22 protein-coding genes are annotated in these 25,607 nt (G+C 72.1%); 13 read left to right on the plus strand and 9 right to left on the minus strand.

All coding sequences use genetic code 11. The annotated features are described in order from the left end of the window. The first annotated feature begins 32 nt into the window (after nucleotides 1-32). Together HHX41_RS24100 and HHX41_RS24105 are read left to right on the plus strand one after the other, a co-directional pair. Nucleotides 33-1,556 (plus strand): DHA2 family efflux MFS transporter permease subunit, encoded by a 1,524-nt coding sequence (locus HHX41_RS24100; RefSeq protein ID WP_182907814.1) that lies wholly within the window; start codon nucleotides 33-35, stop codon nucleotides 1,554-1,556. Then, on the plus strand, nucleotides 1,534-2,166 hold the full coding sequence (locus HHX41_RS24105) for a TetR family transcriptional regulator (RefSeq protein ID WP_169983419.1): 633 nt from the start codon (nucleotides 1,534-1,536) through the stop codon (nucleotides 2,164-2,166). Before HHX41_RS24100 ends, HHX41_RS24105 begins: the two co-directional genes overlap by 23 nt. 21 nt (nucleotides 2,167-2,187) lie before the next feature. Here the strand turns inward: HHX41_RS24105 and HHX41_RS24110 are convergent, their stop codons facing one another. From HHX41_RS24110 to HHX41_RS24120, 3 genes are all read right to left on the minus strand, one after another. After that, nucleotides 2,188-3,441, minus strand: a complete 1,254-nt coding sequence (locus tag HHX41_RS24110) for an NlpC/P60 family protein (RefSeq protein WP_310742147.1) — start codon at nucleotides 3,439-3,441, stop codon at nucleotides 2,188-2,190. Between the two features lie 161 nt (nucleotides 3,442-3,602). Continuing rightward, nucleotides 3,603-4,103, minus strand: coding sequence for a transcription elongation factor GreA (gene greA / locus HHX41_RS24115; RefSeq protein WP_169983420.1), 501 nt, complete (start codon nucleotides 4,101-4,103; stop codon nucleotides 3,603-3,605). A gap of 75 nt (nucleotides 4,104-4,178) precedes the next feature. Then, complete coding sequence (locus HHX41_RS24120; RefSeq protein WP_169983421.1) at nucleotides 4,179-4,604, minus strand: DUF4307 domain-containing protein; 426 nt, start codon at nucleotides 4,602-4,604, stop codon at nucleotides 4,179-4,181. A gap of 150 nt (nucleotides 4,605-4,754) precedes the next feature. On the opposite strand from HHX41_RS24120, the gene mca reads away from it, so the two are divergent. From mca to HHX41_RS39795, 3 genes are read left to right on the plus strand one after another with little or no spacing between them, the layout of a single operon-like run. Continuing rightward, nucleotides 4,755-5,636 carry a mycothiol conjugate amidase Mca gene (mca, locus tag HHX41_RS24125; RefSeq protein WP_169983422.1) on the plus strand — a complete coding sequence of 294 codons (882 nt, stop codon included), beginning with the start codon at nucleotides 4,755-4,757 and terminating at the stop codon, nucleotides 5,634-5,636. Nucleotides 5,637-5,645: 9 nt separating this feature from the next. After that, on the plus strand, nucleotides 5,646-5,813 hold the full coding sequence (locus HHX41_RS39790) for a hypothetical protein (RefSeq protein ID WP_211592228.1): 168 nt from the start codon (nucleotides 5,646-5,648) through the stop codon (nucleotides 5,811-5,813). After that, on the plus strand, nucleotides 5,810-6,127 hold the full coding sequence (locus tag HHX41_RS39795; protein ID WP_310742148.1) for a GNAT family N-acetyltransferase: 318 nt from the start codon (nucleotides 5,810-5,812) through the stop codon (nucleotides 6,125-6,127). The genes HHX41_RS39790 and HHX41_RS39795 overlap by 4 nt, the downstream gene beginning before the upstream one ends. Before the next feature lie 89 nt (nucleotides 6,128-6,216). Here the strand turns inward: HHX41_RS39795 and HHX41_RS24135 are convergent, their stop codons facing one another. Continuing rightward, nucleotides 6,217-7,380 carry a hypothetical protein gene (locus HHX41_RS24135; protein WP_310742149.1) on the minus strand — a complete coding sequence of 388 codons (1,164 nt, stop codon included), beginning with the start codon at nucleotides 7,378-7,380 and terminating at the stop codon, nucleotides 6,217-6,219. Between the two features lie 177 nt (nucleotides 7,381-7,557). Here HHX41_RS24135 and HHX41_RS24140 point away from each other — a divergent pair, with 177 nt between their 5' ends. Then, nucleotides 7,558-9,555: a thioredoxin domain-containing protein gene (locus HHX41_RS24140; RefSeq protein WP_182907815.1), complete on the plus strand. Its 1,998-nt coding sequence runs from the start codon at nucleotides 7,558-7,560 to the stop codon at nucleotides 9,553-9,555. Nucleotides 9,556-9,660: 105 nt separating this feature from the next. Here HHX41_RS24140 and HHX41_RS24145 read toward each other — a convergent pair whose 3' ends face one another. Further along, on the minus strand, nucleotides 9,661-12,126 hold the full coding sequence (locus HHX41_RS24145) for a transglycosylase domain-containing protein (protein ID WP_310742150.1): 2,466 nt from the start codon (nucleotides 12,124-12,126) through the stop codon (nucleotides 9,661-9,663). Between the two features lie 162 nt (nucleotides 12,127-12,288). Continuing rightward, on the minus strand, nucleotides 12,289-12,756 hold the full coding sequence (locus HHX41_RS24150; RefSeq protein ID WP_169983424.1) for an Lrp/AsnC family transcriptional regulator: 468 nt from the start codon (nucleotides 12,754-12,756) through the stop codon (nucleotides 12,289-12,291). Between the two features lie 96 nt (nucleotides 12,757-12,852). Between HHX41_RS24150 and hppD the strand changes: the two genes are divergently transcribed. From hppD to HHX41_RS24165, 3 genes are all read left to right on the plus strand, one after another. After that, a complete protein-coding gene (hppD, locus tag HHX41_RS24155; RefSeq protein WP_182907816.1) occupies nucleotides 12,853-13,956 on the plus strand; it encodes a 4-hydroxyphenylpyruvate dioxygenase in 1,104 nt (367 codons plus the stop codon). Nucleotides 13,957-14,078: 122 nt separating this feature from the next. Further along, the gene (locus HHX41_RS24160; RefSeq protein WP_169983426.1) at nucleotides 14,079-14,585 is read left to right on the plus strand and encodes an RDD family protein; all 507 of its coding nucleotides are present in this window, start codon (nucleotides 14,079-14,081) and stop codon (nucleotides 14,583-14,585) included. Between the two features lie 96 nt (nucleotides 14,586-14,681). Next, the gene (locus HHX41_RS24165) at nucleotides 14,682-16,172 is read left to right on the plus strand and encodes a M1 family metallopeptidase (protein ID WP_182907817.1); all 1,491 of its coding nucleotides are present in this window, start codon (nucleotides 14,682-14,684) and stop codon (nucleotides 16,170-16,172) included. 127 nt (nucleotides 16,173-16,299) lie between these two features. On the opposite strand, the gene ilvA is transcribed toward HHX41_RS24165, so the two are convergent. Genes ilvA through HHX41_RS24180 form a run of 3 tightly spaced genes read right to left on the minus strand, consistent with a single transcriptional unit; the run spans nucleotide 16,300 to nucleotide 19,791 of the window. Beyond that, nucleotides 16,300-17,514, minus strand: a complete 1,215-nt coding sequence (gene ilvA, locus HHX41_RS24170; protein WP_169983427.1) for a threonine ammonia-lyase — start codon at nucleotides 17,512-17,514, stop codon at nucleotides 16,300-16,302. A 28-nt stretch (nucleotides 17,515-17,542) separates the two neighbouring features. Continuing rightward, nucleotides 17,543-18,511 (minus strand): ROK family protein, encoded by a 969-nt coding sequence (locus HHX41_RS24175; protein WP_182907818.1) that lies wholly within the window; start codon nucleotides 18,509-18,511, stop codon nucleotides 17,543-17,545. Continuing rightward, nucleotides 18,508-19,791, minus strand: coding sequence for an FIST N-terminal domain-containing protein (locus tag HHX41_RS24180; RefSeq protein ID WP_182907819.1), 1,284 nt, complete (start codon nucleotides 19,789-19,791; stop codon nucleotides 18,508-18,510). Before HHX41_RS24180 ends, HHX41_RS24175 begins: the two co-directional genes overlap by 4 nt. A gap of 198 nt (nucleotides 19,792-19,989) precedes the next feature. On the opposite strand from HHX41_RS24180, the gene HHX41_RS24185 reads away from it, so the two are divergent. The 4 genes from HHX41_RS24185 (at nucleotide 19,990) to HHX41_RS24200 (ending at nucleotide 25,571) form a co-directional block, all read left to right on the plus strand. Then, nucleotides 19,990-21,399: a sigma 54-interacting transcriptional regulator gene (locus HHX41_RS24185; protein ID WP_182907820.1), complete on the plus strand. Its 1,410-nt coding sequence runs from the start codon at nucleotides 19,990-19,992 to the stop codon at nucleotides 21,397-21,399. Further along, on the plus strand, nucleotides 21,396-23,339 hold the full coding sequence (locus tag HHX41_RS24190) for a VWA domain-containing protein (RefSeq protein ID WP_182907821.1): 1,944 nt from the start codon (nucleotides 21,396-21,398) through the stop codon (nucleotides 23,337-23,339). The genes HHX41_RS24185 and HHX41_RS24190 overlap by 4 nt, the downstream gene beginning before the upstream one ends. 512 nt (nucleotides 23,340-23,851) lie before the next feature. Beyond that, complete coding sequence (locus HHX41_RS24195) at nucleotides 23,852-24,286, plus strand: hypothetical protein (RefSeq protein ID WP_169983432.1); 435 nt, start codon at nucleotides 23,852-23,854, stop codon at nucleotides 24,284-24,286. A 67-nt stretch (nucleotides 24,287-24,353) separates the two neighbouring features. After that, nucleotides 24,354-25,571, plus strand: a complete 1,218-nt coding sequence (locus HHX41_RS24200; RefSeq protein WP_182907822.1) for an MFS transporter — start codon at nucleotides 24,354-24,356, stop codon at nucleotides 25,569-25,571. Nucleotides 25,572-25,607 lie beyond the last annotated feature (36 nt).

Genomic DNA, 25,607 nt, shown 5'->3' on the forward strand with positions numbered 1-25,607 from the left:
AGTAGCTACTTTTTGAGAGTTACTTTCAAATTATGGCTTCTCCCACTTCCCGCTGGTGGGCGCTCGGCGCCCTCGTGCTGAGCGCCCTCGTCATCGGCATGGACGCGACGGTGCTCAACGTGGCGCTGCCTACGCTCGCGGCCGACCTGCACGCCTCGACCGGCGACCTGCAGTGGATCGTCGACGCGTACCTGATTCCGTTCGCCGCGCTCATGCTCCCGGCGGGCGCGCTCGGCGACCGCTTCGGCCGCAGGCGCCTGCTATTGGCCGGGCTCGCGGCCTTCGGGATCGCGTCGGTGCTCGCGACGTACGCGGGCGGCATCGGCGCCCTGATCGCGGCCCGCGCGCTGATGGGCGCCGGCGGCGCGGTGATCATGCCGCTGTCGACCTCGATCCTGCCGGTGGTCTTCCCTCCGGCCGAGCGTGGGCGCGCGATCGCCGTGTGGACGGCCGCCATGGCGCTCGGCCTGCCCCTCGGCCCCGTCGTGGGCGGCTACCTGCTCGACCACTTCTGGTGGGGCTCGGTCTTCCTCGTGAACATCCCCATGATCGTCGTCGCGGCGGTGGCGGTGGCCGTGTTCCTCCCCGAGTCGCGTGACCCCGCCGCGCCGCGGACCGACGTGCCCGGCGCGCTGCTGTCGGTGACGGGCCTGGCCGCGCTGGTGTACGGCGTCATCGAGGCTCCGGCGCGCGGCTGGGGCCACCCCGCCGTGCTGGGCGGTCTCGGCACCGGGGCGGCGCTGCTGGCGGTGTTCGTCCGCGTCGAGGCCCGCACCCGGCAGCCGATGATGGACCTCGGCCTGTTCCGCAGCCGGGTCTTCGTGTGGGGCGCGGCCGGCGCGACGTTCGTGAGCCTCGGCATGTCGGGCGTGCTGTTCGTCGTCCCCCAGCACCTGCAGGCCGTGCTCGGGCACGACGCTCTCGGCACCGGTGTACGGGTGATCCCCATGGTGGCCGGGCTGATGGCCGGCGGCCTGGCCGGAGAGCGGCTCACGACCCGCCTCGGGCTGCGCGTGGTGATGCCGGCGGGCCTGGTCGTGCTCGCCGCCGGGTTCTTCCTGGGCGCCGGGACCACGGTGTCGGGCGGGGCGTCCTCGGCGTACGGCTACGTCGCGGCCTGGCTGGCCGTCCTCGGCGCGGGTGTCGGCCTCGCCATGGTCCCCGCCATGGACGGCGTTCTCGCCACGCTGCCCGAGGACCGGTCGGGCTCCGGCTCGGCGACCCTGCAGACCGTGCGCCAGGTCGGCGGCGCGCTGGGCGTGGCCGGTCTCGGCAGCCTGCTCTCGGCGGCGTACGCCTCGGACCTGCCGGACGGAGTCCCGGAGGCGGCGGCCGACTCGATCACGGCCGCGGCGGTCCTGGCCGCGCGCGCGGGGGACGCCGCGCTGCTGAGCGCCGCCAGGGAGGCGTTCGTGAGCGGCATGGACCTGGTCCTGCTGGTGTGCGGGGCCACGTCGGTGCTGGCCGCCGCACTGGTGGCCGTCTTCCTACCAGGGAGTACGGCCGGGGGCGGAAAGACGGCAGAATCGGGACATGAGCTCACCCCAGCGCGCTGACCGGACCTCGCCCCCCTCCGACCGCGCTGTCACGAGCCTGCGCGAGCGCAAGAAGGCCAAGACCCGCAGGACCATCCAGGAGCAGGCCCTGCGGCTGTTCGCCGAGCAGGGGTACGACGCGACGACGGTGGAGCAGATCGCGGAGGCGGCGGAGGTCTCCCCCAGCACGTTCTTCCGCTACTTCCCCACGAAGGAGGACGTGGTCACCCAGGACGACTACGACCCGATCCTGATGGAGGCGATCAAGGCACAGCCGGCGGACCTGCCCCCGCTGACCGCCCTGCGCGCCGCCTTCCGCACGGCGTTCGAGTCGATAGGGGCCGAGGATCTCGACCAGGTGCTCGCCCGGACCAAGCTGTCCACCTCCGTGCCCGCCCTGCGGGCCCGCACGGTGGAAGGGCTGTTCGCCACGATCGACATGCTCGCGGGCGCGGTGGCCGAGCGGGCGGGCCGCGACCCCCGCAGCCCCGCCGTACGGACGCTCGTCGGCGCGGTCATGGGAGTCATGCTCCCTGCGCTGTTCACCTGGGTGGAACAGGACGGCAGGACACCGCTGCCCGTGCTGCTCGACGAGGCCCTCGGCTACCTGGAGGCCGGGCTGCCGATCTGACCGGCTCTCCCGAGGCCGGGGTCAGCGGACGCGGGCGGAGATCTGCGGGCTGACCCTGACGACTCCGGCGAGGTTCTTGGTGTAGACGTCGGCGATCTTCACGACGTCGCCGGTGTGCGGGGCGTGCAGCATCTTCCCGTTGCCCCAGTAGATGGCGACGTGCGAGATGTATCCGGGGTTGGTCGGATCGTTGCGCCAGAACAGCAGGTCGCCCGGCTGCGCCTGCGACAGCGGCACCTGCGGCCCGGTGACCCACTGCTGGTACGTCACGCGGGGCATGCGCACGCCCGCCTGCGCGTACGCCCACTGCACGAGCCCCGAACAGTCGAAGCTGTCGGGCCCCTCGGCGCCCCACACGTACGGCCGGCCGAGCTTGCCCACCGCCGCCGTGAGCGCGACCCTGAGCTGCTCCGCCGACATGAACGCCGTCTGCGGCCACACGGTCTGGCCCTTGGGCGTCACCACCACCGGGTTGATCGTGGCGACCTGGCTGCCCTTGGGCAGGATCTTCAGCAGCCTGAGGCGGAGCTTGCGGGAGTCGACCTTCGGTGCGCTCACCACCAGGGCGTTGCCGTCCGGGATGCCGAGCGCCGCCGCCGTCCCCTTCGAGACGATCGCCGCGATCGAGCCCATGCCCACCGTGGCGTACGCGCCGATGCGCAGGCGCCTGGCGCCGCTTTGGACCTGCGAGCCGAGCTGCACGCCGCCGTCGTTGCCGAGCTCGAAGGAGACCGCCATGTCGCCGGCGGCGATGTTGCGCCACAGCTCGTCGGAAGATGCCGTCACCTTCGGCGTGTACGAGCGGAAGGTCGACGGGTCGACGCCCATCGTCGGCACCCGCTTGCCGTCCACGGACACGTCGGCCGCGCCGGTCACCTCGGCCGCCGTCACGCCCTTGACCCGGCGCACCTTCTCCACGACCTCGGGCGGCAGCGGCCGATTGGCCACCACGAACAGGTGCGGGCGGACCAGCCGCCCCAGCGGGGCCACCGGCTGCTGCATCACCGTCTGGGCGGCCGGAGCCTGCCGCCCCGGCGTCGGGGACACCCCGTCGCGGGCCTGCCGTGCCGCCGCCACGTAGCGGTTGCCGGCGCGCCGGTCCGACAGCGCGACCACGCCCGAATCCGGGGAGCCGGACGAGAGTTCGCCGAGCACGAGCACGTCGGCCGTCAGCACGGTGACGAGCGAGACGGCGATGAGGGGAACCGTCCTGCGCAGGCGCCCCGGGCGGGGCAGCCGGGGGCGGTAGGCGAGGTCCTGGCGAGCCTCGGACACGGCTCTCGTGAGCTTCCTGCCTAACCGGGTGGATGGGCGCGCTCGGCGTTCGAGCACGATCTCACCCCTCCCGCGGCGAATGGTCCGGTCCAGGACGAGACTGCCGCACGGCCGGGAATACCGCAAACGAATGCGGAATTCCCGGCCGGGGCGGAAGCGGACTAGTTGCCGATGTACGGAACGGCCTCGAGGATCTCGACGGTGTTCTGCCTGCCGTTCGGCAGCGTGTACGTCGCCTTCTCCCCGATCTTCTTGCCGTTGATCGCGGACCCGAGGGGAGAGTTCGGCGAGTAGACGTCGATCGGCGCGCCGCTCTCCTCGCGGGAGGCCAGCAGGAAGGTGACCTCCTCGTCGTCGCCGTCGAAGCGGACCGTCACGGTCATGCCGGGACCCACGACGCCCTCGGCGCGGGGAGCCTCGCCGACCCTGGCGCTGTCCAGGATCTGCCGGAGGTGGAAGATGCGGGCCTCCATCTTGCCCTGCTCGTCCTTGGCGGCGTGGTAGCCGCCGTTCTCCCTGAGGTCACCCTCTTCCCGGGCGGCTTCGATCTTCTTGGCGATATCCGTGCGACCCGGGCCCGAAAGGTACTCGTACTCCTCCTTGAGGCGGTCGTACGCCTCTTGCGTCAGCCAGGTGACGTTGTCGTTCTGGGAGACGGCCACGGGCTCTCCTTGTTTCCGTAAGTGACTCGAAAGGCTGTCAAGATAACGCCTTCGAACGCTTCCCCAAAGATTCCACTATACGAGATCGCAGTAGTCGACATGTACCGCTGTGGCCTGCGCGCTCGTCCTCAGCCGCTCGGTGAACTCGAGGTCCGACCGGCCCTTGGGAATGTCGACCTCACGGCTGCCGACCTCCAGGTGCTTGGTGTCGAGCGCCTGGATCCGGCACGTCGCCGCCCGGTCGGCCGGCTTGTGCACGGTGAAGGTGATCACGGCGGAATCCGGAGCACTGGCGTCGAAGGTGATGACGTCCGCGCTCACGGAAGGATTCCCGTTGGCGCGCAGCATGACGTAGCCCCATCCGCCCGCGATCACCGCCACGATCAGCGCCATCACGACGTACGGCACCAGCCTGGCCGGCCGTGCGGGGCGGGGCGGGAAATCGTCCGGGGTGCCGAGCACCGGGCGTGTCCCCTGGCCGCCGGCCTCATCGGTGGGCATCGCGGAATCTCCCTGAGGATTGTCGGTGTTGTGCGAGACGATCGTCCCCACAAGTCGACCGTGGCGTGACGCGGGCCAGCCGGGTCCGGAACGCACGGTCACTTAGAAGCTAACCTCTTTCCGTAGCCAGAGGACACCATGAGGAGAGCCGTGAGTGCACCGTTGAGACTGATGGCCGTGCACGCGCACCCAGACGACGAGTCGAGCAAGGGCGCCGCCACGATGGCCCGCTACGTCGCGGAGGGCGTGGAGGTCCTCGTCGTCACGTGTACGGGCGGTGAACGCGGCTCGATCCTCAACCCCAAGATGGACCGGCCCGACATCCTCGAGAACATGGGCGAGGTGCGCCGCCAGGAGATGGAGAAGGCGCGCGAGATCCTCGGCGTGCAGCAGCGTTTCCTCGGCTTCGTCGACTCCGGGCTGCCGGAGGACGAGAACGAGCCGCTGCCCGAGGGGTGCTTCGCGCTGCAGCCGCTCGAAGCGGCCTCCGCGCCGCTCGTCGCCGCCGTCCGGGAGTTCCGGCCGCACGTGATCCTCACGTACGACGACAACGGCGGCTACCCGCACCCCGACCACATCATGACCAACCGGGTGTCGATCGAGGCGTTCGAGGCGGCGGGCGACCCCGACCGCTACCCGGGCACGGGCGAGCCGTGGCAGCCGCTGAAGCTCTACTACCACATGGGCTTCACGCGGGAGCGGTTCGAGGCGCTGCACAACGCGATGACCGAGCGCGACATGGGCTCGCCGTACGCCGACTGGATCGCGCGGTGGGAGGACCGGCCGCAGAAGTGGGAGGTCACCACCAAGGTCCCGTGCGCGGACTACTTCGAGATCCGCGACCTCGCCCTGCTCGCGCACGCCACCCAGGTGGACCCCGACGGGTTCTGGTTCGTCTGCCCCCGTGAGCTCCAGCAGGAGATCTGGCCGACCGAGGACTACCACCTCGCGCGGTCGCTCGTGGACACCGCACTGCCGGAGGACGACCTGTTCGCGGGGATCCACGCCGAGGTCACCCCTGCCTGCTCGTAAGCTGGGGGCGTGGATGCAAGCAGCTACGGGCCGGGTCTCCTGGGTTTCCTCGTCGTCGCCGCGATCGGCGTGGCCCTGTTCCTCCTTCTGAAGAACATGAACAAGCAGATGCGGAAGATCCAGGTGCCGCACGACGGCCGCGAGGACGAACGTCGCGGGAACGAGCCCGAGGCGTGAGCACGGACGCGCGGGTGGCCCACAACGCCGCCGCGTCGCGCTACGAGATCCTGTTCGACGACACGCTCGCCGGGTTCGCGCAGTACCGGCTGCGGGGCGGCTCGATGGTCTTCACGCACACCGAGGTGCGCGACGAGTTCGAGGGCCGCGGGCTGGGCGGCAGGCTGGTCGGCGCGGCCTTGGACGGAGCACGGGCGGCCGGCCTGCGGGTCGTGCCGCTGTGCTCGTTCGTGGCCTGGTACATCGAGAAGCACCCGGAATACCGCGGCCTGGTGGACAACGACTACCGCGGCCTCGTCGACACGCCGGAATAGGCCGGGACGGCGCCCGGCCCGCCGGTCGGCCGGGCGGCCCTGGACCGTCAGTCGGGTACGCGGAAACGCCGGCCGGGTACGGGGGACCGTCAGTCGGGCAGCGCGGGGCCTGAGGACCAGGCGCGTTCCAGCGCCTTGGGCAGGCCCCACCAGCCCAGCGGGGTCAGCACCTCGGACCGGTCCACGATGCCGAGGTGCGCCCACAGCGGCGTCACCGCCGTGAACAGCATCTCCGTCGCCTCAAGGTCCTCCGGCTCGTCCGGGTCCACGTCGACGTCCTCGGAGTCGGCGATGAACCTGGCGATCCGCTCGGGCGAGGCGAGCACCCCCGGGCCGTACCGGACCAGGGTGATCACCGACGCGAGCCAGTCGGCGTGGTGGATGGCGCACAGCGAGGCCAGTATGGAGTCCTCGTGGCTGAGCTCGCCCTCCATGTCGAAGAACCGGGCGGCGTCCTCCTCGTCCGGCAGGTCCGAGATGGGCGCGGCGATTCCGGCCGCGACGGTGAGCCACAGGTCCTCGTCCCCTTCGGGCAGGTCGCCGTCCTCCAGACCGGCGCAGGCGCGCAGCACGTTCCCCGGGTAGCCGGGCCGGGTCAGCGTCACGCGCAGCCGCCGGGCGGCCGAGCGGAGGTCGGCCTCGGGGAAGGGCGGCTCCGGCAGGTCGTCGAGCACCCGCCGCAGCTCGCTGAGCGCGAACGCCTCCTCCTCGTCCCAGGCGGCGTACAGCTCCCGGTCCTGCTCGTCGTTGACCACGACGCCCGGCACCCGGCCGTCCGGCAGCGGGGTGCCGAGCCAGTGCTCCTGGAGCTCCTCGTAGGCGTGCCGGGCGGCGGAGTCGCCGGCGGCCAGCGCGTCCGCGTCGATCTCTCCGGCCGCCAGCCTCTCCTCCAGGAACTCGACCAGCCGCTCGTACATCTCCGTGGCCACCGGGCCGCGCTCGCTCTCCTCGGGCCACAGGAAGTAGCTGCGGGTGAGCATGATCGGCTCGGTGCCGCTGGACTCCAGCCAGCGCTGCACGTCGCCGACCGTCGCGACGCCGGACTCGATGCTCGTCAGCACGGCCTTGGCCGAATCCCAGAACACGGGCGACAGCGGATTGCCCGCCGCGAGCAGCTGCCGCCGCAGGTCGGGAAGGGCGACCAGGGCCTGTCCGGACGGAACGGCCAGCAGCACCCGCGCGACGTCGCGCCGCGTCATGACGGCCGCGGGGCGTCCCGAGTGCCTGACAGCGAAGTCCAGATTCAAGCCCACGTCCTGTGAGCCTACGCCGGGACGCGCCGGAACACATCCCCGCGGTCTTCCGCGCGTTCTCCCGACATGACAAACAGCTCCACCCGGGAAAACAGACCATCCCGCATCACGGCGAGCGGCCCCGGAGCCAATCCGCACCCAGATCGTCCTTTTCCGACGGTGTGAGAGGCTGGCCCTATGAACCGGCTGGGTGGCGAGACCTCTCCCTACCTCCTGCAACACGCGGACAACCCGGTGGACTGGCTCCCCTGGGGCGAGGATGCCTTCGCGGAGGCCCGCGGGCGCGACGTCCCCCTGCTGATCAGCGTGGGGTATTCGGCCTGCCACTGGTGTCACGTCATGGCGCACGAGTCGTTCGAGGACGAGGCCACCGCGAAGCTGATGAACGAGATGTTCGTCAACGTCAAGGTGGACCGCGAGGAGCGGCCCGACGTGGACGCCGTCTACATGGGCGCGGTCCAGGCGATGACCGGCCAGGGCGGCTGGCCGATGACGGTCTTCGCCACCCCTGACGGGCACCCGTTCTACGCCGGCACCTACTTCCCCCGTCCGCACTTCCAGCGGCTGCTGCACGCCGTCTCGCAGGCCTGGCGGCAGGACCGGGAGGGCGTCCTGGCCCAGGGGGAGAAGGTGGTGGAGGCGCTCGCCGGGCAGACCGGGGCTCCGTCGGGCCCGGTGCCCACCGCCGAGACCCTCGGCCTCGCCGTACGCGACCTCGCGGACGGCTTCGACGAGCGGCGGGGCGGATTCGGCGGCGCGCCCAAGTTCCCGCCGTCCATGGTCCTGGAGTTCCTGCTGCGGCACGGCACCCGGGACGCTGTCGCCATGGCGGAGGCGACCATGGAGGCGATGGCCAGGGGCGGCATTTACGACCAGCTGGGCGGGGGCTTCGCCCGCTACTCCGTCGACGCGGGCTGGGTCGTGCCGCACTTCGAGAAGATGCTCTACGACAACGCGCTGCTGCTGCGGGTCTACGCCCACTGGTGGCGTGCGACCGGATCGGTCCTGGCCAGGCGGGTGGTCCTGGAGACCGCCGAATGGCTGCTGCGGGAGATGCGCACGCCGGAGGGCGGGTTCGCCTCCGCCCTCGATGCCGACAGCGAGGGACCGGACGGCACCCACGGCGAGGGCTTGTTCTACGTCTGGACCCCCGAGCAGCTCCGCGAGGTCCTCGGAGAGGACGACGGAGCCTGGGCGGCCTCGGTGTTCGAGGTGACCGGTACGTTCGAGCACGGCACGTCGGTGCTCCAGCTTCTCGCCGACCCCGACGACCCGGCCCGGTTCGACCGGGTCCGTACGGCCCTGCGCGCCGCGCGGGGGCGCCGGCCGCGGCCCGGGCGGGACGACAAGGTCGTGGCCTCCTGGAACGGACTGGCGATCGCCGCCCTGGCCGAGGCGGGCGCGCTCTTCGACCGGCCCGACCTGGTCGACGCCGCGCGTGAGACGGCCGTGCTGCTCGACGGCCTGCACACGGTGAGCCGCGACCCGGCCCGGCTGCTGCGCACCTCCCGGGACGGCCGGACGGGGGCCAACACCGGCATGCTGGAGGACTACGCCAACACGGCCGAGGGCTTCCTCGCCCTCTACGGCGTCACCGGCGAGAGCCGGTGGTTCCACCGCGCCGGAGACCTGCTGGAGACCGTGCTGACGCGGTTCCCCGACGGTTCCGGGGGGTTCTACGACGCCCCCGACGACGGTGAGCGGCTGTTCCAGCGGCCCCAGGACCCGACCGACAACGCGACGCCGTCGGGCCAGTTCGCGGCGGCGGGCGCGCTGCTGTCGTACGCCGCGCTCACCGGCTCGGCCCGGCACCGGGAGGCGGCCGAGGCGGCGCTGGGCACGGTCTCCGCGCTCGCGGAGCGGCACGCCCAGTTCGCCGGATGGGGTCTCGCGGTGGCGGAGGCGGCGCTGCGCGGCCCCGCCGAGGTGGCGATCATCGGCCCGGCCGACGACGCCCGCACGCGCGCGCTGCACCGGGCGGCCCTCATGTCCGGCACGCCGGGCCTGGTCGTCGCGCTGGGCACCGGGGAGTCCGGCGCCGTGCCCGTGGACGTGCCGCTGCTGGAGGGCCGGGGCATGGTCGACGGCTCACCCGCGGCCTACGTGTGCCGTCGGTTCACCTGCCACGCGCCGGTCACCACCCCCGCCGAGCTGCGGGCCGAACTGGTCCGGTAGAAGCGGCGGGCGCCCTCAGGCGTGGCCGCGGACCTTCCGCGGCGACTTCCCCGTCCTCGCCGAAGGGTCACGGTCGCCCGCCGCTGGAGTGCCCGGCTGAAGCCGTCAGCGGGCGGGAACCTGCGCGACCGGGAGCTGGGGCCCGGGGATCTGCGCGAGCGGGCCGGTCTGGTCACCATGACCGTCCTGGCCGGTCTGGGTCTGGCCGGTCCGCCTGGCGTCGGGCCCCGTGACGGCGCCCGGGGCCCTTCTGGCGCCCGTGCCCGTGGCGCCCGCGTCGGATCTGCCGTTCCCCGTCCCGGGGGCGGCGTCCGCGGGACCCGTGTCGCGGGCACGGGCCGCGCCGGCCGGGCCTGGCACGCCGTCGGTTCCGTTCGCGCCGCCTCTCGGGCCGGTGTCGGGGTCCTGGCCGGTCGTGCCCTGCTGCTCCTCCTCCGCGTCCGTGGTCGCGCCGGGCACGCCCTGGTCCGGCACCGCCGCTCCACCCGGGCCGTACGGTCCGTAGGGGGGCCCATACGGCCCGTCGGCACCGGGCGGGCCCGACGGGTAGGGACCGGACGGGTAGGCGGTGGGAACGCCGCTCGGCTGGGGCATGGCCATGCCGTAGGTGTCCCAGTTGTAGGGGTTCCACGTGACCGGGTCGGGGAACTCCCGGACCGGCTTGCCCTCCATGGCGGTGCTCATGAAGGTCTTCCAGATCTCGGCGGGCAGCGTGCCGCCGTACAGCTCGCCGTAGCCGGGAACGGTCACCGGCTTGTTGTCGTCGCGGAACATGTCGACCGCGACGGCCAGCTGGGGGACGTAGCCGGAGAACCAGACCGCGGCGGACTCGTCGGTGGTGCCGGTCTTGCCCGCCACCGGGCGGTCCCACAGGCCCGCGGCGCTGCCGGTGCCGCTGCGCACCACCTGCTCCAGCGCGTACGTCGTGTCGGCGGCGGTGTTCTCGCTGAAGGCGCGGGTGCCGGCTGGGGCGAACCTGCGGGTGAGTCCGGTGCCGTCGGTGACCGCCCGGATCACGTGCGGCTCGTGGTGGATGCCCCCGGCGGCGAACGTGGCGAACCCGGAGGCCTGCTGCACGGCGCTCACCGACGCCACGCCGAGGGGCAGCGTGGCGGCGCCCTGGTGCGGGGCGAGTTGCGCCGCGGGGATCCCGGCGGCCCGCGCTGCCGCGACGACCTTGTCGACGCCGATCCGCTGGCCCAGGTCCACGAAGGCGGTGTTGACCGAGTACTGCGTCGCCTCGAGCAGCGTGATCGCCGAGCCGTACGACTTGCCGCCGGAGTTGGGGATGTCGGTGGAGCCGACGCGGATGGGCGAGTTGCCGTAGACCAGCGTGTCGAGCCCGTACCCGGCTTCGAGCGCGGCGGCCAGCGTGTAGGGCTTGAAGGTCGAGCCGGCCTGGACCTTGGCGGAGAAGGCGTTGTCGTACTGGTTGGTCTCGTAACGTCCGCCGTAGAAGGCGACGACCTCGCCCGTCGCGGGATCGACGGCCGCCAGGCCGGTGCGGACCTTCTTGGGGGTGTCGTCCGGCAGGACCGACTTGACCGCCTGCTGGGCCTGTGCCATCAGCTTCTTGTCGAACGTCGTGGTGACCTTCAGCCCGCCGTGGTTGATGTCCTCGTCGGTGAAGCCGAGCCGGTTCAGCTCGGCGCGCACCTGCGCCAGCATGTAGCCGTTCTGGCCGCCGAGGGACAGCGGCGCGCGCTGCTTGGCGAGCGTGGGGAACACCAGCGCGCCGGCCTCATCGCGGCTGATCGCGCCGATCTCGCGCATGCCGCGGACCACCGACGCCCACCTGGCCTTCACCGCGTCGAGCGCGGCCCCGGCCGGGTTGGCGAAACGGGTGGGCTGCTGGATCACGGCGGCGAGGTAGGCGCCTTCGGCCGCCGTCAGGTTCTGCACGTCCTTGTCGAAGTAGGCCCGCGCGGCGGCCTGGACGCCGTACGCGCCCCGGCCGAAGTAGATGGTGTTGAGGTAGCGCTCCAGCACCCAGTCCTTCGGCTTGGAACGATCCACCTTCAGCGCGATCATGACCTCTTTGAGCTTGCGCGCGATGGATCGTTCCTGGCCGAGGCCGCTGTAGTAGTTGCGGACCATCTGCTGGGTGATGGTCGAGCCGCCCTGGAGCTGGCGGCCGGTGATCGTCGACCACACCGCGCGGGCCGTACCTGGCAGGGAGACGCCCTGGTCCTGATAGAACGTCCGGTTCTCCGCCGCGATCACCGCGCTTCTGACGACCTGCGGGACCTGCGTGAGCGGCACGTTCTTGCGGTTGACGCCCTCGGTGGCGAGGACGGTCTTGCCGTCCCGGTAGTAGATCACCGAGCCCTGGGCCGTCGCCAGTTCCTGGGTGCTGTCCGGGATGGGGGTCAGCGCCCACACCACGGCGAGGAACACGACGAACCCGGCGATTCCGGTGGCCAGACTCACGAGCAGGACGCGCGGCAGCCGTCTTCGCCGGCGAGGCGCCGGCGCGCGGCCGTCCTCGCCGCCTCCCCCGTTCGGGCCGCCGAGTGACGCCTGCGGATCCACGGCGCCCTCCTCGATCGGGCCCTCCTCGGCGCTGTCCACGCTGTGACCCCCGATAAGTCCGATACCCCCGCTACGCCCGTTTGTGCCCCTGAGCTGGGCGGATAGGACCACGGTAAACGATGGCCATCGATGGTCCGGCACTTCCCGCGACGTCTGTGGAAAAGCCTGGCCCACGGCAGGACGCTGTGGAAAACCGCCCGGTCAGCCCCCGGCCGCGCGGACGAGCGGAAGGGTCCGGTACGGCACCGGCGTGTCGAGCGCGATCACCGATTCGGTCCGTACGACGCCCTGCACGTCCACGATCCGGTCGATGACGCGCTGGAGGTCGGCGTTGCTGCGGGCGACCACGCGGCAGAACATGTCCCCGCCACCGGTGATCGTGTGGACCTCCAGGACCTCGGGGATGAGCGCGAGCTGGTCGGCCACCGGCACGTGCCCCGCGACCTGCCTGATGTGCAACGTCACGAACGCCGTCACGTCGAAGCCGAGCGCGGCCGGATCGATGTCCGGGCCGTAGCCGGTGATGACCCCGTTCGCGGCCATCCGGTCGAGCCGGGCCTGCACCGTGCCCCTGGCGACGTTCAGCCTGCGGGAGCACTCGAGTACGCCGATCCTGGGCTCGGCGGCCAGCAGCGCGACAAGACGTGCGTCGAGGTGGTCAATCGTCATAACGATTTTCCCTTGTACGAGACGAAGACTGAGCACATTGTCCACCTATTCGAGTCACTGTTGCACAAATTGGCCACGCGAACGGACGCTTGTCACATGAACGATGTCTTTCCGGTTCACGGCATGGACGCGGTGGTCTTCGCGGTCGGCAACGCGAAGCAGGCCGCCCACTACTACTCGACCGCCTTCGGGATGCGCCTGATGGCCTACCGGGGGCCGGAGACGGGCAGCCGCGACGAGGTGGCGTACGTCCTCGCGTCGGGCTCGGCGCGGTTCGAGCTGCGCGGAGCCGTACGGCCGGGCACGCCGCTCGCGCGGCACGTGGCCGAGCACGGCGACGGCGTCATCGACCTCGCGCTGGACGTGCCGGACGTGGAGACGGCCTACCGGCACGCGCTGGAGAACGGCGCCCGGGGGCTGGAGGAGCCCCACGTGGTCGAGGACGAGCACGGCAAGGTCGTCGTCGCGGCCATCGCGACCTACGGCGAGACCCGGCACACGCTGATCGACCGCGCCAACTACACCGGCACCTATCTGCCGGGATACGTCGCGGCCGAGCCCATCGTCGCACCGCCCGCGGTGAAGAACGGCCGGCTCTTCCAGGCGATCGACCACTGCGTCGGCAACGTCGAGCGCATGGAGGAGTGGGTGGAGTTCTACGAGAAGGTCATGGGCTTCACCAAGATGGCCGAGTTCATCGGCGACGACATCGCCACCGAATACTCGGCGCTGATGTCCAAGGTCGTCGCGGACGGCACCCGCAAGGTCAAGTTCCCGCTGAACGAGCCCGCCGAGGGCAAGAAGAAGTCCCAGATCGAGGAGTTCCTGGAGTTCTACGGCGGCCCGGGCGTGCAGCACATCGCGCTCGCCACCAACGACATCCTCACGACTGTGGACGCCATGCGCGAGGCGGGGGTCGAGTTCCTCGACACGCCGGACTCCTACTACGACGACCCGGAGCTGCGCGCCCGCATCGGCGAGGTCCGCGTGCCGGTCGAGGAGCTGAAGAAGCGCCGCGTCCTCGTGGACCGCGACGAGGACGGCTACCTTCTGCAGATCTTCACCAAGCCGGTGGTGGACCGCCCGACCGTCTTCTTCGAGCTCATCGAGCGGCACGGGTCCCTCGGCTTCGGCAAGGGCAACTTCAAGGCGCTCTTCGAGGCCATCGAGCGCGAGCAGGCACGCCGCGGCACCCTCTGATCTCAGGTCGTGGCCGGCGGATCAAGCCCTGCACGGTCGCGACGGGCAGCATTTGCCAGACACTCCCCAGCCTTTGCGCCTGCCCGGCTTTGACCGAAGGGCGGCGGGGTGACCATTCAGCCATGGGAACACCGCCGCCTCCGGGAAGCCCGTACGAGGAACCGAGGAGTCCCTGGACACCCCCGCCCTTCGGGCAGACGGCGCCGCGGCTCGCCGGCCGCTGGCGCCGCCTGTTCGCCGGGATCCTGGACGCCGTGCTCATCGGGCTCGTCACCTCGCCGCTCACCTGGGACGACTGGCGGGTCGTGTACGAGGGCACGACGGGGGCCGTGGCCCGGTTCCCGGTCGGCAACGGTCTCCTCGTCGGGCTGATCGGGTTCCTCTACTACTGGCTGCTCCAGTCGTTCTGGAACGGCCAGACGGTGGGCAAGAGGCTGTTCGGCATGCGCGTGGTGCGGGAGACCGGTGAGCCGGCCGGCCCCGGGCCGATCGCGGTGCGGCAGGCGGTGGAGATCGTGCTGGGCTGGTTGTTCTGCCTCGGGCTGGTGAACCTCGCGTGGATCCTGTTCGACCGCAGGAAGCAGGCCCTGCACGACAAGGCCGCCCAGACGCTCGTCGTGGACGCCTGAGACGGCCGCCCCCGCGGCGCAACCCCTGCGAGCAGGTAAAACACGCGGCGTCAGTACCCGGACCACCTCGCCGCCTCGCATAGAGTTGCCAGACATATGGCCACGCATCGTCTTCCTCCGTTCTCCAGGCCGACCAGGACGCCGACCGGCAGGCCGATCACCGCCCTGATCTGCGCGGTGGCCGTCGGAGCCGCCGCGGCCTGCGCGCCGTCCCAGGGCGCGGTCGCGCCGTCCCCGGCCGCGGCCGCCCCCGCGTCAGCGGGTGTGGGCCAGTCGACCGGCACGCTGGGCGCCCCCGGCATCGGCGACCCCGACTTCCCCGGCGACGGCAACGGCGGCTACGACGTCCGGCACTACGACCTCCGCCTGTCGTACGACCCGTCGTCCAGGAAACTCGCGGGCAGCGCCACGATCGAGGCGAAGGCCGTGCAGGACCTCACGTCGTTCGACCTGGACCTGCACGGGCTCACCGTGAGCCGCGTGTCGGTGGACGGCGCGGCGGCCTCGTTCAGCCGCAGCAAGGACGAGCTCGTGATCGAGCCGGCCCGGCGGATCCGGAACGGCGACGGGTTCGCGGTCACGGTCGACTACTCCGGCGTGCCGGAACCGATGCACGACTCCGCCAACCTCGGCCGGTACGGCTTCATCGCCACCCCGGACGGGGCGTTCGTCACGTGCGAGCCGAACGGCGCGAAGACCTGGTTCCCGTCGAACGACCATCCCGCCGACAAGGCGACCTACGACTTCCAGATCACCGTGCCCGAAGGGCTGACCGCGATCGCCAACGGCGAGATGGCCGGGACGCCGCGGACCGCTGCGGGCAAGACGACGTTCGTCTGGCGGGAGAAGCACCCGATGGCGAGCTACCTCGCCACGATGACGACCGGCAAGTTCCAGGTCCGCACCGGCACGAGCGAGAAGGGCCTGCCGATCTACGCCGCCGTCGCCGACTCCTTCCGCGGCTCGCTGGACACCCTCTTCACGCAGACCGGGAAGATCACCGACTACTGGTCGACCGTCTTCGGGCCGTACCCCTTCTCCTCCACCGGCGGCGTGATCGACGACTACGCGGCGGGGTACGCGCTGGAGAACCAGACCAAGCCCATCTACGGCGGCTTCTCGCCCGAGCCCGCGATCATCGCGCACGAGCTCGCCCACCAGTGGTTCGGCGACAGCCTGAGCATCGGGCGCTGGCGGGACCTGTGGCTGAACGAGGGCTTCGCGACGTACGCCGAATGGCTCTGGGCGGAGCACACCGGCCAGTACACGGCCGATTCGGCCTTCCGGCGCTACTACGAGAACGCGGCGGACCCGATGTGGACCTATCCCCCGGGCGCGGCCCGCGCCGACGACCTGTTCAGCGCCGCCGTCTACAACCGCGGCGCCATGACGCTGCACGCGCTGCGCCGGGAGATCGGCGACCAGAAGTTCTTCCCGCTGATCAGGGCGTGGGCCGACGCCCACAGGCACGGCAACGTCACCACGCAGGAGTTCGTCGCGCTGGCCGAGCGCGTCTCGGGCAAGGACCTCAAGGGATTGTTCGACGCCTGGCTGTTCCAGCCGAAGCGTCCCGCCCCGGTCACCTGACCGTCCACACCGGGGGACGGCCCTCGCTCCACTCCGGTCACCCGGCCGGCCGATGGACCGCGAGATTCCAGCCGATGTCCACGGCGTCGCCCGGCCTCAGGTTCGGCCCCTGGCCGCCGCGGCCCGATCAGGAGAACAGCAGCTTGTAGCCGTCCCGCCGCAGCGCGCTCAGCACCTCGTCGCAGTGCGCGGGGCCGCGGGTCTCCAGCTGCAGCAGGACCTCGGCCTCCTCCAGGTGCAACCGGGAGCCGAACCGCTCGTGCACCACGTCGAGCACGTTGGTCCCGAGGTCGGCCAGCCGGGCCAGCAGCGCGGCGAGCGCCCCGGGACGGTCGGTCAGCCGGATGCGGAAGGCGAGGTAGCGGCCCGCCGCCGCGAGGCCGTGCCGCAGCACCCTGGCCAGCAGCAGCGGATCGATGTTGCCGCCCGACAGCACGACGACGACCGGCGGCTCGAACGCGTGCGGCTGGTCGAGCAGCGCCGCGACCCCCGCCACCCCGGCCGGCTCCACCAGCAGCTTCGCGCGTTCGAGGCACAGCAGCAGGGCTCGCGACAGCGACTCCTCCGACACCGTGACGACGCTGTCGACCAGGTAGTGGATCAGCTCGAACGGCAGTTCGCCCGGCCGCCCGACCGCTATCCCGTCCGCCATCGTGGACGTGGGCTCGACCATGACCGGACGGCCCGCGGCCAGCGAGTCGGGGTAGGCGGCGGCCCGCTCGGCCTGCACGCCCACCACCTTGATCCCCGGGCGCTGGGACTTCACCGCGAGCGCGACCCCGGCCGCGAGACCCCCGCCGCCGATGGGCAGCACGATCGTGGCCGTGCCGGGAAGCTGCTCCAGGATCTCCAGGCCGACCGTGCCCTGCCCGGCGACGACGTCGGGGTGGTCGAACGGGTGGATGAACACCGCACCGGTCCGGTCCGCGTGCTCCCTGGCCGCCCGCAGCGCCTCGTCGACCGTGTGCCCCGCGAAGACCACGTCCGCGCCGTACGCCCGGGTGGCCTCCACCTTCGGCAACGGCGCGCCCTCGGGCATGTAGACGGTCGACTTGGCCCCGACCAGCGACGATCCCAGCGCCACGCCCTGCGCGTGGTTGCCCGCGCTGGCCGCGACCACGCCCCGGGCCCGCTCCTCCTCACTCAGGCGCGCGATCCGCACGTACGCCCCGCGGATCTTGAACGACCCGGCCCGCTGGAGGTTCTCGCACTTCAGATGCACCGAGCCGCCGACGATCTCGGACAGCACCCGTGAATGCAGAACGGGCGTCAGCGCCGCCACGTCCGACAGCGACTCGCGTGCGGCGACGACGTCCTCGTACGTCACCTGTGGGACAGCCATGTGCCCATCATCACAGGTTCCGGCACTCTCAACGCTCCGGCGACCAGTACCTGTCGCCGGCCGCCACGAGCGCGGCGGCGCCGACGAGTCCGGCGTCCTGGCCGAGCGCGGCGGGCACGACCCGCGCCCGCCCGGCGAACCCCATGCGGGTGTGCTCCCGCAGCGCCTCCTCCAGTGGCGCGAAAAGCAGGTCGCCCGCCTGGCTGAGCCCGCCGCCGACGGTCACGAGGTCGAGGTCGCACAGGTTGACGGCGGAGGCGATCGCGACGCCCAGGGCGCGCCCCGCCCGGGCCATCGCGGCCAGCGCGATCGGATCGCCGGCCGCGGCGTCGGCGGCCAGACGGCGCGCGGTGGCGGTGCCCTCCTCCTGGTAGAGCTCCCCACGCGTGACCGCGGCGTCCGGCGACCAGCCCTGTGCCAGCGCCCAGGCGGCGAGGCCGGGGCCGCGGGCGATCGCCTCCAGGCAGCCGTTGCCGCCGCAGCCGCACGGCGGGCCTTCGGGGTCGACCACCACATGGCCGATGTGACCCGCGTTGCCTGTCCCGCCGTCGATGAGCCTGCCGCCGAGGATCAGCCCGCCGCCGACGCCGGTCGACACGACCATCCCCAGCATGGCCGCACTCCCCTGCCCGGCGCCGCGCCAGTGCTCCGCGACGGCCAGGCAGATCGCGTCGTTGTGGATGCGGACCGGAACCCCGGGGAACCGCCCGGCCAGCCTCCCGCGCAGCGGGAAACCGCGCCAGCCGCCCATGTTGAGGGGCGAGACCTCCCCCTCGGGCCAGATCATGGGCCCGCCGCAGCCGACGCCCACGCCGGCGAGCGCGGCGGGCAGGTCCAGCCGGTCGAGCAGCGCGGTCAGCGTCTTCCACAGCGTCTCGGCGTCGGCGCCCTGCGGGGTGGCGACCCGCTCGGCGGCCACGACCCGCCCGTCCGGATCCACCAGGCCGGCCGCGAACTTCGTGCCGCCGATGTCGACGGCCAGGATGAGGTCGCTCACGCGCCCGCTCCCGCGTCCCCGGGGAAGCCCGTACCGCCGGGGAACCCCGTGCCGCCGGGGAACCCGCCGGAAAAGCCCGTCCCGCCGGAGAAGCCCGTGCCGCTGGACAGTTCCGTGCCGCTGGAGAAGACGAGCAGCGACGCGGTGAAGCCGTGGACGTGGTTGTGCCCGCCGACCGGCCCGACCTCGCCCGCGGCGAAGAACCCCGCCACCCCGATCGGCCCCAGCGTCTCGCGTACGGCGAGCGCGTCGTGGTCGGCCGAGTCGAACATGCCCGAGCCCCGGCCGTTGCAGGAGAACAGCAGCGCTCCCTCGACCCGGCCGGAATGCTCCCGCAGGTGCTCGTCGAGCAGCTCGTAGAGGTCCTCGTCGGCGGCCTCGGCGTCCCTGACCTGGAACCGCACCGTCCTGCCGATCTCGATCACGTCGCCGACGGCCACCGCCTCGCGCTCGGGGTCGATCCCGATGACCCCGCGGATGAGGAAGTCGCCGCGCTCGTGGCGCTCGGCGTACTCGTCCATCGCGATGCCGATCTGTAAGCCGGCGGCGACCAGGTCGCGGTCCTCCTCGTCGAGGGCGCTGACGATGTCCTCCAGGCGCGCCAGGGCGGGCTGGCCCGCGAGTTCCAGCAACACGTTGTCCTCGGCGCGGGTGACGACCATGGACGGCCCGATCGGCCGGCAGCCCTGGCTCACGACGGTGCCGACGTTCACCTGGCCGCCGATGACCACGCCGATCGCGCCGGAGTCGTGGACCTCCCCGTTGGCGAACAACCGCACCGAGCCGCGGCCCTGGAGCCCGTTGGCCAGGCCGCCGACGATCGGCAGGGTGCCCAGCACCTCGTGCGAGTGCTCGATGAAGGCGTCCGTGGGGAAGCTGTAGGGGTCGGCGAGCAGGATCGCCGCCCGGTCGTCGGGGACGCGCTCCGGCAGCCCCACGACCACGAACCTGTCCTCCGTCCGGAGCGTCTCCAGGGCGAAGGTGTCGATCCTGGCCCCGCCGAGGGACGCCGCCCACGCGCTCACGGCGGAGGTCAGCTCCACGCCCTGGCCGTGCCCGATCACGCCGGTCGCGCTGCAGCCGATCACGTCGGCCCCGGACGCGACGGACATCGCCCGCTGGCCGGCTCTGGCCACGTCGTCGGGGTCGTCACCGCAGATGAAGAAGCACACAAGGTCTGGCGGACCCGACAGGCCGGCCAACGCCTGGCGTACGGCCGTCTCGGCCGCTTCCACCAGGTTTGGGCCCACGGCGAGACCGTCGGCGAAGCGGCTCGTCATTACCGCCATAGTCTCGCCCTCTCTTCCTCCGCGACTGTTTCCCTGGGCCGATTCTCCCCACTGGACGGAGGTCAACGCACGGGCCGCCCGGGCAATTGGTCGCGTCTCCGTGCCGTGTTCCCCTGAGCCGTGTCTCCTGAACCGTGTCTCCGCAAACTCGGCTGCCGGATCATCCGATGGGGACGTAGGCTCGACTCCGTGCACAAATCGCCCACGCCTGCCCCCAGCACTCTGCGTGAACTGCGCGAGAGTGGACACCGATACCGAACGGTCAAGGCCGAGATCAGGGAGAACCTCCTGGCCCGGCTGCGGGCCGGCGAGGCCCGGTTCCCCGGCATCGTCGGCTTCGACGACACGGTCCTGCCCCACCTGGAGAGGGCGCTGATCGCGGGCCACGACCTCGTGCTCCTCGGCGAGCGCGGCCAGGGCAAGACCCGCCTGATCCGCACCGTCACCGGCCTGCTCGACGAGTGGTCGCCGGTGGTCGAGGGCTGTGAGATCAACGACCACCCGTACGCGCCGGTCTGCGTCCGGTGCCGCCGGCTCGCCGCCGCGCACGGCGACGACCTGCCGGTCGCGTGGAAGCACCGCGAGGACCGGTACGGCGAGAAGCTGGCCACCCCGGACACCTCGGTCGGCGACCTCATCGGCGACGTCGACCCCATCAAGATCGCCGAGGGCCGCACGCTCGGCGACCCCGAAACCGTCCACTACGGCCTGGTTCCCCGGACCAACCGGGGCGTCTTCTCCGTCAACGAGCTGCCCGACCTGGCCGAGCGCATCCAGGTGGCGCTGCTCAACGTGCTGGAGGAGCGCGACATCCAGGTCCGCGGCTACAACCTGCGGCTCCCCCTCGACATCCTGCTGATCGCCAGCGCCAACCCCGAGGACTACACCAACCGCGGCCGGATCATCACCCCGCTGAAGGACCGGTTCGGCGCGGAGATCCGCACCCATTACCCCCGCGCGGTCGAGGACGAGCTGGTCCTGATCCGGCAGGAGGCCGACCTCGGCGGCCTCGGCGCGGACCTGCCCGACCACCTGGTGGAGGTGATCGCCCGGTTCACCCGCCTGGTTCGCGAGTCGACCGCGGTCGACTCCCGCTCGGGCGTGTCTGCCCGCTTCTCGATCGCCGCCGCCGAGACCGCCGCCGCCTCCGCCGTACGGCGGGCCGCGCTGACCGGGGAGGAGCGGCCCGTCACCCGCGTGTGCGACCTGCCCGGCGTGGTCCACACGCTGCGCGGCAAGGTGGAGTTCGAGGTCAGCGAGGAGGGGCGGGAGATCGAGGTGCTCGCCCACCTGCTGCGCCGCGCGACGGCCGAGACGTTCCGCGCCTCGCTCGGCGGCGCCGACCTCGCGCCGCTGCTGGACAGGTTCGGCGAGGGCGCGCAGGTGGAGTCGGGCGAGCTGGTGCCGGCCCACGAGCTGCTGCGCAGGATCGGCCGCGTCGAGGGCCTGTCGAAGATCATGGCACGGCTCGGCATGGGCGAGGGCGACGAGTCGCCCGGCCACGCCGCCGCGGCGCTGGAGTTCACGCTGGAAGGGCTCTACCTGATGCGCAGGCTGTCCAAGGACGAGACCGACGGCGCCGCGGTGTACCGGACGTGAGCTACTTCTACCGGGAGTACCACGACGGGCCGGATCCGCTGGCTCCGCCGTACGACGTGCGTTCGGCGCTGGACGAGATGGGCGATGCCGTCCTGTCCGGCTCGACGCCGCTCGACGCGCTGCGCGACCTGCTGCGGCGCGGGTTGCCGGGAGCTCCCGACCGCCGCGGCCTGGACGACCTGCTCCGCCAGGTGCGGCGGCGCCGCCGCGATCTGCGGGACAACACCCGGCTCGACGGCACGCTGGAGCGCGTGCGCGCCCTGCTCGACAAGGCGATCGGCCAGGAGCGGGCGGAGCTGTTCCCGGACCCCTCCGACGACGCGCGTTTCCGCGAGTCGGCGCTCGACGCGCTCCCCTCGGACGCGGCGCGGGCGGTACAGGAGCTGGCCGACTACGACTGGCGCTCGGCCGCCGCCCGGCAGACGTTCGAGGAGCTGCGCGACCTGCTGCGCAGGGAGGTCCTCGACAGCCAGTTCCGCGGCATGCGCGACGCGCTGGCCAACCCCGACCCGGCCGCCATGGAACGGGTCCGGCAGATGATGTCGGACCTCAACGACATGCTGGACCGCGACGCCAGGGGCGAGCACACCCAGGACGACTTCGACCAGTTCATGCAGAAATACGGGGACATGTTCCCCGAGAACCCGCGGAACCTGGACGACCTGGTCGACCAGCTCGCCCGCCGTGCCGCCGCCGCGCAGCGGCTGCTCGCCTCGCTCACCCCGCAGCAGCGCGAGGAACTGGCCGGGCTGATCGACCAGACGCTGGAGCAGGCGGGCCTGGCCGAGCAGATGCGGCGTCTCGGCGACTCTCTCTACGCCCGCCGTCCCGACCTCGCCTGGGGCGCCCCCGAACGGGTGTCCGGCGAGCAGCCGATGGGCATGGGCGACGCCGTGACGGCCCTGCAGGAGCTGGCCGACCTCGGCGACCTGGAGACCGCGCTGCGCCAGGACTACCCCGGCGCCCGGCTCGACGACATCGACGAGGCCGCGATCCGGCGGGCGCTCGGCCGCTCGGCCGTGGACGACCTGGACGCGCTGCGGCAGGTCGAGCGCGAGCTGGAGGCCCAGGGCTACCTGCGGCGCAACCGCGGCAAACTGGAGCTCACGCCCAAGGCCGTACGCCGCCTCGGGGAGACCGCCCTGCGCCGCGTCTTCGCCTCGCTCGACTCGGGCCGCCGCGGCGACCACGACCAGCGCGACGCGGGCACGGCCGGGGAGCCGACCGGCTCGACCCGCCCATGGCGCTTCGGCGACGAGCAGCCCATCGACGTCGTCCGTACGGTCGTCAACGGCGTACGGCGGGGCGGGGGCGCGCCCGTGACCCTGTCGGTGGACGACTTCGAGGTCGTGGAGACCGAGCGGCGCTCGGCGGCGGCCGTCTGCCTGCTGGTCGACCTGTCCTACTCGATGGCCCTGCGTGGCACCTGGGCCGCGGCCAAGCAGACCGCGCTCGCCCTGCAGGCGCTGGTCGCCTCGAAGTTCCCCCAGGACGCGGTGCAGATCATCGGGTTCTCGAACTACGCCCGGGTGCTGCGGCCCGACGAGCTGGCCGGGCTCGAATGGGACATGGTCCAGGGCACGAACCTGCACCACGCGCTGCTGATCGCGGGCCGGCACCTCGACCGCCACCCGGACTTCGAGCCGGTGGTCCTGGTGGTCACCGACGGCGAGCCGACGGCGCACCTGATGCGCAACGGCGTGCCGCGCTTCGAGTGGCCTCCGTCACAGGAGACGCTGACGCTGACGCTCGCCGAGGTCGACAAGATGACCAGGCGGCGCGCGACGATCAACGTCTTCATGCTGGCCGCCGACGACCGGCTGCGGGAGTTCGTGGACGAGGTCGCCCGGCGCAACGGCGGCCGCGTCTTCTCCGCCAGCGCCGACCGCCTCGGCGAGTACGTCGTCAGCGATTTCCTGCGCGCCCGCCGCACCCGCTGATCGTGGGGCCGTCCGCACGCCGCGCCGGGTTCCCGCTCCTCGGGCAGAAGGCCGGGTTCCCGCTCCTTGGGCAGAAGACGGACCGGTAGGCGGTTCGCCGCCTGCCGGCCGGGCATGGCTAAGCACATCGGCGCGGCCCCGGGGCGCGTCCCGGGGCCGCAGGACTGACGGGGACCGGGAAAGCACCGGGCGTCGGGCGTGAGCGGGGAGACGGACGGCCGCGGCCCGGGGAATCGATAATCGATTGCCGACCGGGTTGCAATCGGCGGACGATAGACAGGCATCCCCTGTTCGCGCTGGTCGTTCCACATGCCAGTGGAAGGAGCGCTCCCATGTTCGCAGCGGTCGGCCTCGTCGTCCTCATGGTCGTCACTACGGTGCTGTTCGAGATGGCGGTGCACAACCGCCCCCGTCGCCGGAAGTAGCTCCTTGGCGCCCCGGCGTCCGACGCGCCCACGACGAGCGCGTCCGGGCGACTGCGGGGCCGATCAGTCAGGCGATAGCCTCTGCCCATGTCGCCTCTCGACCACCTGCTGCTGTGGCTGCACATAGGGTTCGCGATCTTCGCGCTCGGTCCGCTCACGGCGGTCACGAGCGTCACCCCGCGCTACATCCGGGCGCGCGATCTGAGCGTGCTGCGATACCTGCACCGCGCGACCCGGCTGTTCGGCCTGCTCACGATCGGGGTCTTCCTGTTCGGCCTGTTGCTGGGCCGCAGCGCGCTCGGCGCGCCGTACCTGTCGGTGTCGATGACGTTGTTCGTCGTCGGGGCCGTCCTGCTGGTGATCGTCGAGCGTGACCAGCGTACGGCCATCGCGGCGCTGTCCAGCGAGTCGACGGCGGACGACGCGAAGGTGCAGACCGGGCGGATCGCGGCGCTGGCCGGCATCAGCGCCCTGATCTGGCTCGTCGTCCTCTTCCTGATGGTCTTCTTCAACCCGTCATAAGCATTCCCTCTTTTCGCCGAATGTCCGGTAGAACGTCTTTGGCCGGAATCGGGGGAAAGAGGGGCTAGTGCACCTTACGACGCAACGCCGTGCGGCGTGGGCGCTGGTCGCCCTCGCCGTCGGCGCCTTCACCTACGTCACCGCCGAGGTCCTGCCCATCGGGCTGCTCACGGTGATGGCGGCCGACCTGGACCGGTCGCCGTCCGAGACGGGCCTGCTCGTCACGGGGTACGCCGCGGTCGTGGTGCTGGCCTCGCTGCCGCTCACCCGGCTGACGCAGCGGGTGCCGCGGCGCAGGTTGCTCACCGCCACGCTGGCCGTGTTCGTCGCGGGGATGCTGCTGACCGCCGTGGCGCCGAACTATCCGACGCTGCTGGCCGCCCGGCTGCTGGTCGCGGCCACCCAGGCGCTGTTCTGGTCGGTCGCGACCCCGGCCGCGGCGGCGATGTTCCCCCCGGAGATCCGGGGACGCGCGATCGCCCGGATGTCGATCGGCAGCGCCCTCGGGCCCGTCCTCGGCGTCCCGGCCGGCACCTGGCTCGGCCAGCAGGTCGGCTGGCGGGCCGCGTTCGCCCTGGCCGCCGCCGTCGGCCTGATCACGTGCCTCACTGTGGCGGCGCTGATGCCCGGCCGCCGGCAGGCGGACGGCGGCTCCGACGGCCACGAGCCGGGCCGCGGCGCGACCCCGGACGCCCGCCGCTACGCGCTCCTGATCGTCGCCACCGTCATCGGGGTGGGCGGCTACCTGACCGCGTACACCTACATCACGCCGTTCCTGCTGGAGTTCGGCGGGTTCGCCCCGGCCGCGCTCAGCCCGCTGCTCCTCGCGTCCGGGATCGCGGGAGTCACGGGGACGATCGTGGTCGGCCGGCTGCTCGACAGCCGGCCCAGGACCGCTCTGGTCGGGCCGCTGGCCCTCATCACGTGCGCGCTGCTGGGTTTGTATGCCTTCGGCGCCGTGCGTCCGGTGGCGGTGGTGGCCCTGTGCGTCACCGGCATGTCGTTCAGCGCGCTGGCCGCGGCCATCGCGAGCCGCGCGCTGCAGGTGGCCCCGGGCAGCACCGACATCGCCTCGGCCGGCAGTGGCTCGGCCTTCAACATCGGCATCGCGGGCGGCTCGCTGCTCGGCGGCGCGCTCATCGATCACTCCGGCGTCCGCAGCGTGACCGTGGCCGGCGCCCTGCTGACGGCCTCGGCCCTCGCCGCCCTGCTGTGCGAACGGTGGGTGGCTCCCGCCCGCCGCTCCGCGCCGGAGCCCGCGGCCCCGGCGCGGAGCGCCCAGTAGACAGGGCGCGGAGCGCCCAGTAGACAGGGCGCGGAG

The sequence above is a fragment of the Microbispora sp. H13382 genome, from assembly GCF_014161445.1.
Classification (GTDB): domain Bacteria; phylum Actinomycetota; class Actinomycetes; order Streptosporangiales; family Streptosporangiaceae; genus Microbispora.

Excerpts from the sequence above, each read along its gene's own strand:
- HHX41_RS24160 (WP_169983426.1), top strand. The coding sequence starts at position 14,079 with ATGGGAACACCGCCGCCTCCGGGAAGCCCGTACGAGGAACCGAGGAGT.
- HHX41_RS24150 (WP_169983424.1), bottom strand. The coding sequence starts at position 12,756 with ATGACGATTGACCACCTCGACGCACGTCTTGTCGCGCTGCTGGCCGCC.
- ilvA (WP_169983427.1), bottom strand. The coding sequence starts at position 17,514 with ATGGCTGTCCCACAGGTGACGTACGAGGACGTCGTCGCCGCACGCGAG.
- hppD (WP_182907816.1), top strand. The coding sequence starts at position 12,853 with ATGAACGATGTCTTTCCGGTTCACGGCATGGACGCGGTGGTCTTCGCG.
- HHX41_RS24105 (WP_169983419.1), top strand. The coding sequence starts at position 1,534 with ATGAGCTCACCCCAGCGCGCTGACCGGACCTCGCCCCCCTCCGACCGC.
- HHX41_RS24100 (WP_182907814.1), top strand. The coding sequence starts at position 33 with ATGGCTTCTCCCACTTCCCGCTGGTGGGCGCTCGGCGCCCTCGTGCTG.
- HHX41_RS24140 (WP_182907815.1), top strand. The coding sequence starts at position 7,558 with ATGAACCGGCTGGGTGGCGAGACCTCTCCCTACCTCCTGCAACACGCG.
- HHX41_RS24180 (WP_182907819.1), bottom strand. The coding sequence starts at position 19,791 with ATGACGAGCCGCTTCGCCGACGGTCTCGCCGTGGGCCCAAACCTGGTG.
- HHX41_RS24195 (WP_169983432.1), top strand. The coding sequence starts at position 23,852 with ATGTCGCCTCTCGACCACCTGCTGCTGTGGCTGCACATAGGGTTCGCG.
- HHX41_RS24120 (WP_169983421.1), bottom strand. The coding sequence starts at position 4,604 with ATGCCCACCGATGAGGCCGGCGGCCAGGGGACACGCCCGGTGCTCGGC.
- HHX41_RS24165 (WP_182907817.1), top strand. The coding sequence starts at position 14,682 with ATGGCCACGCATCGTCTTCCTCCGTTCTCCAGGCCGACCAGGACGCCG.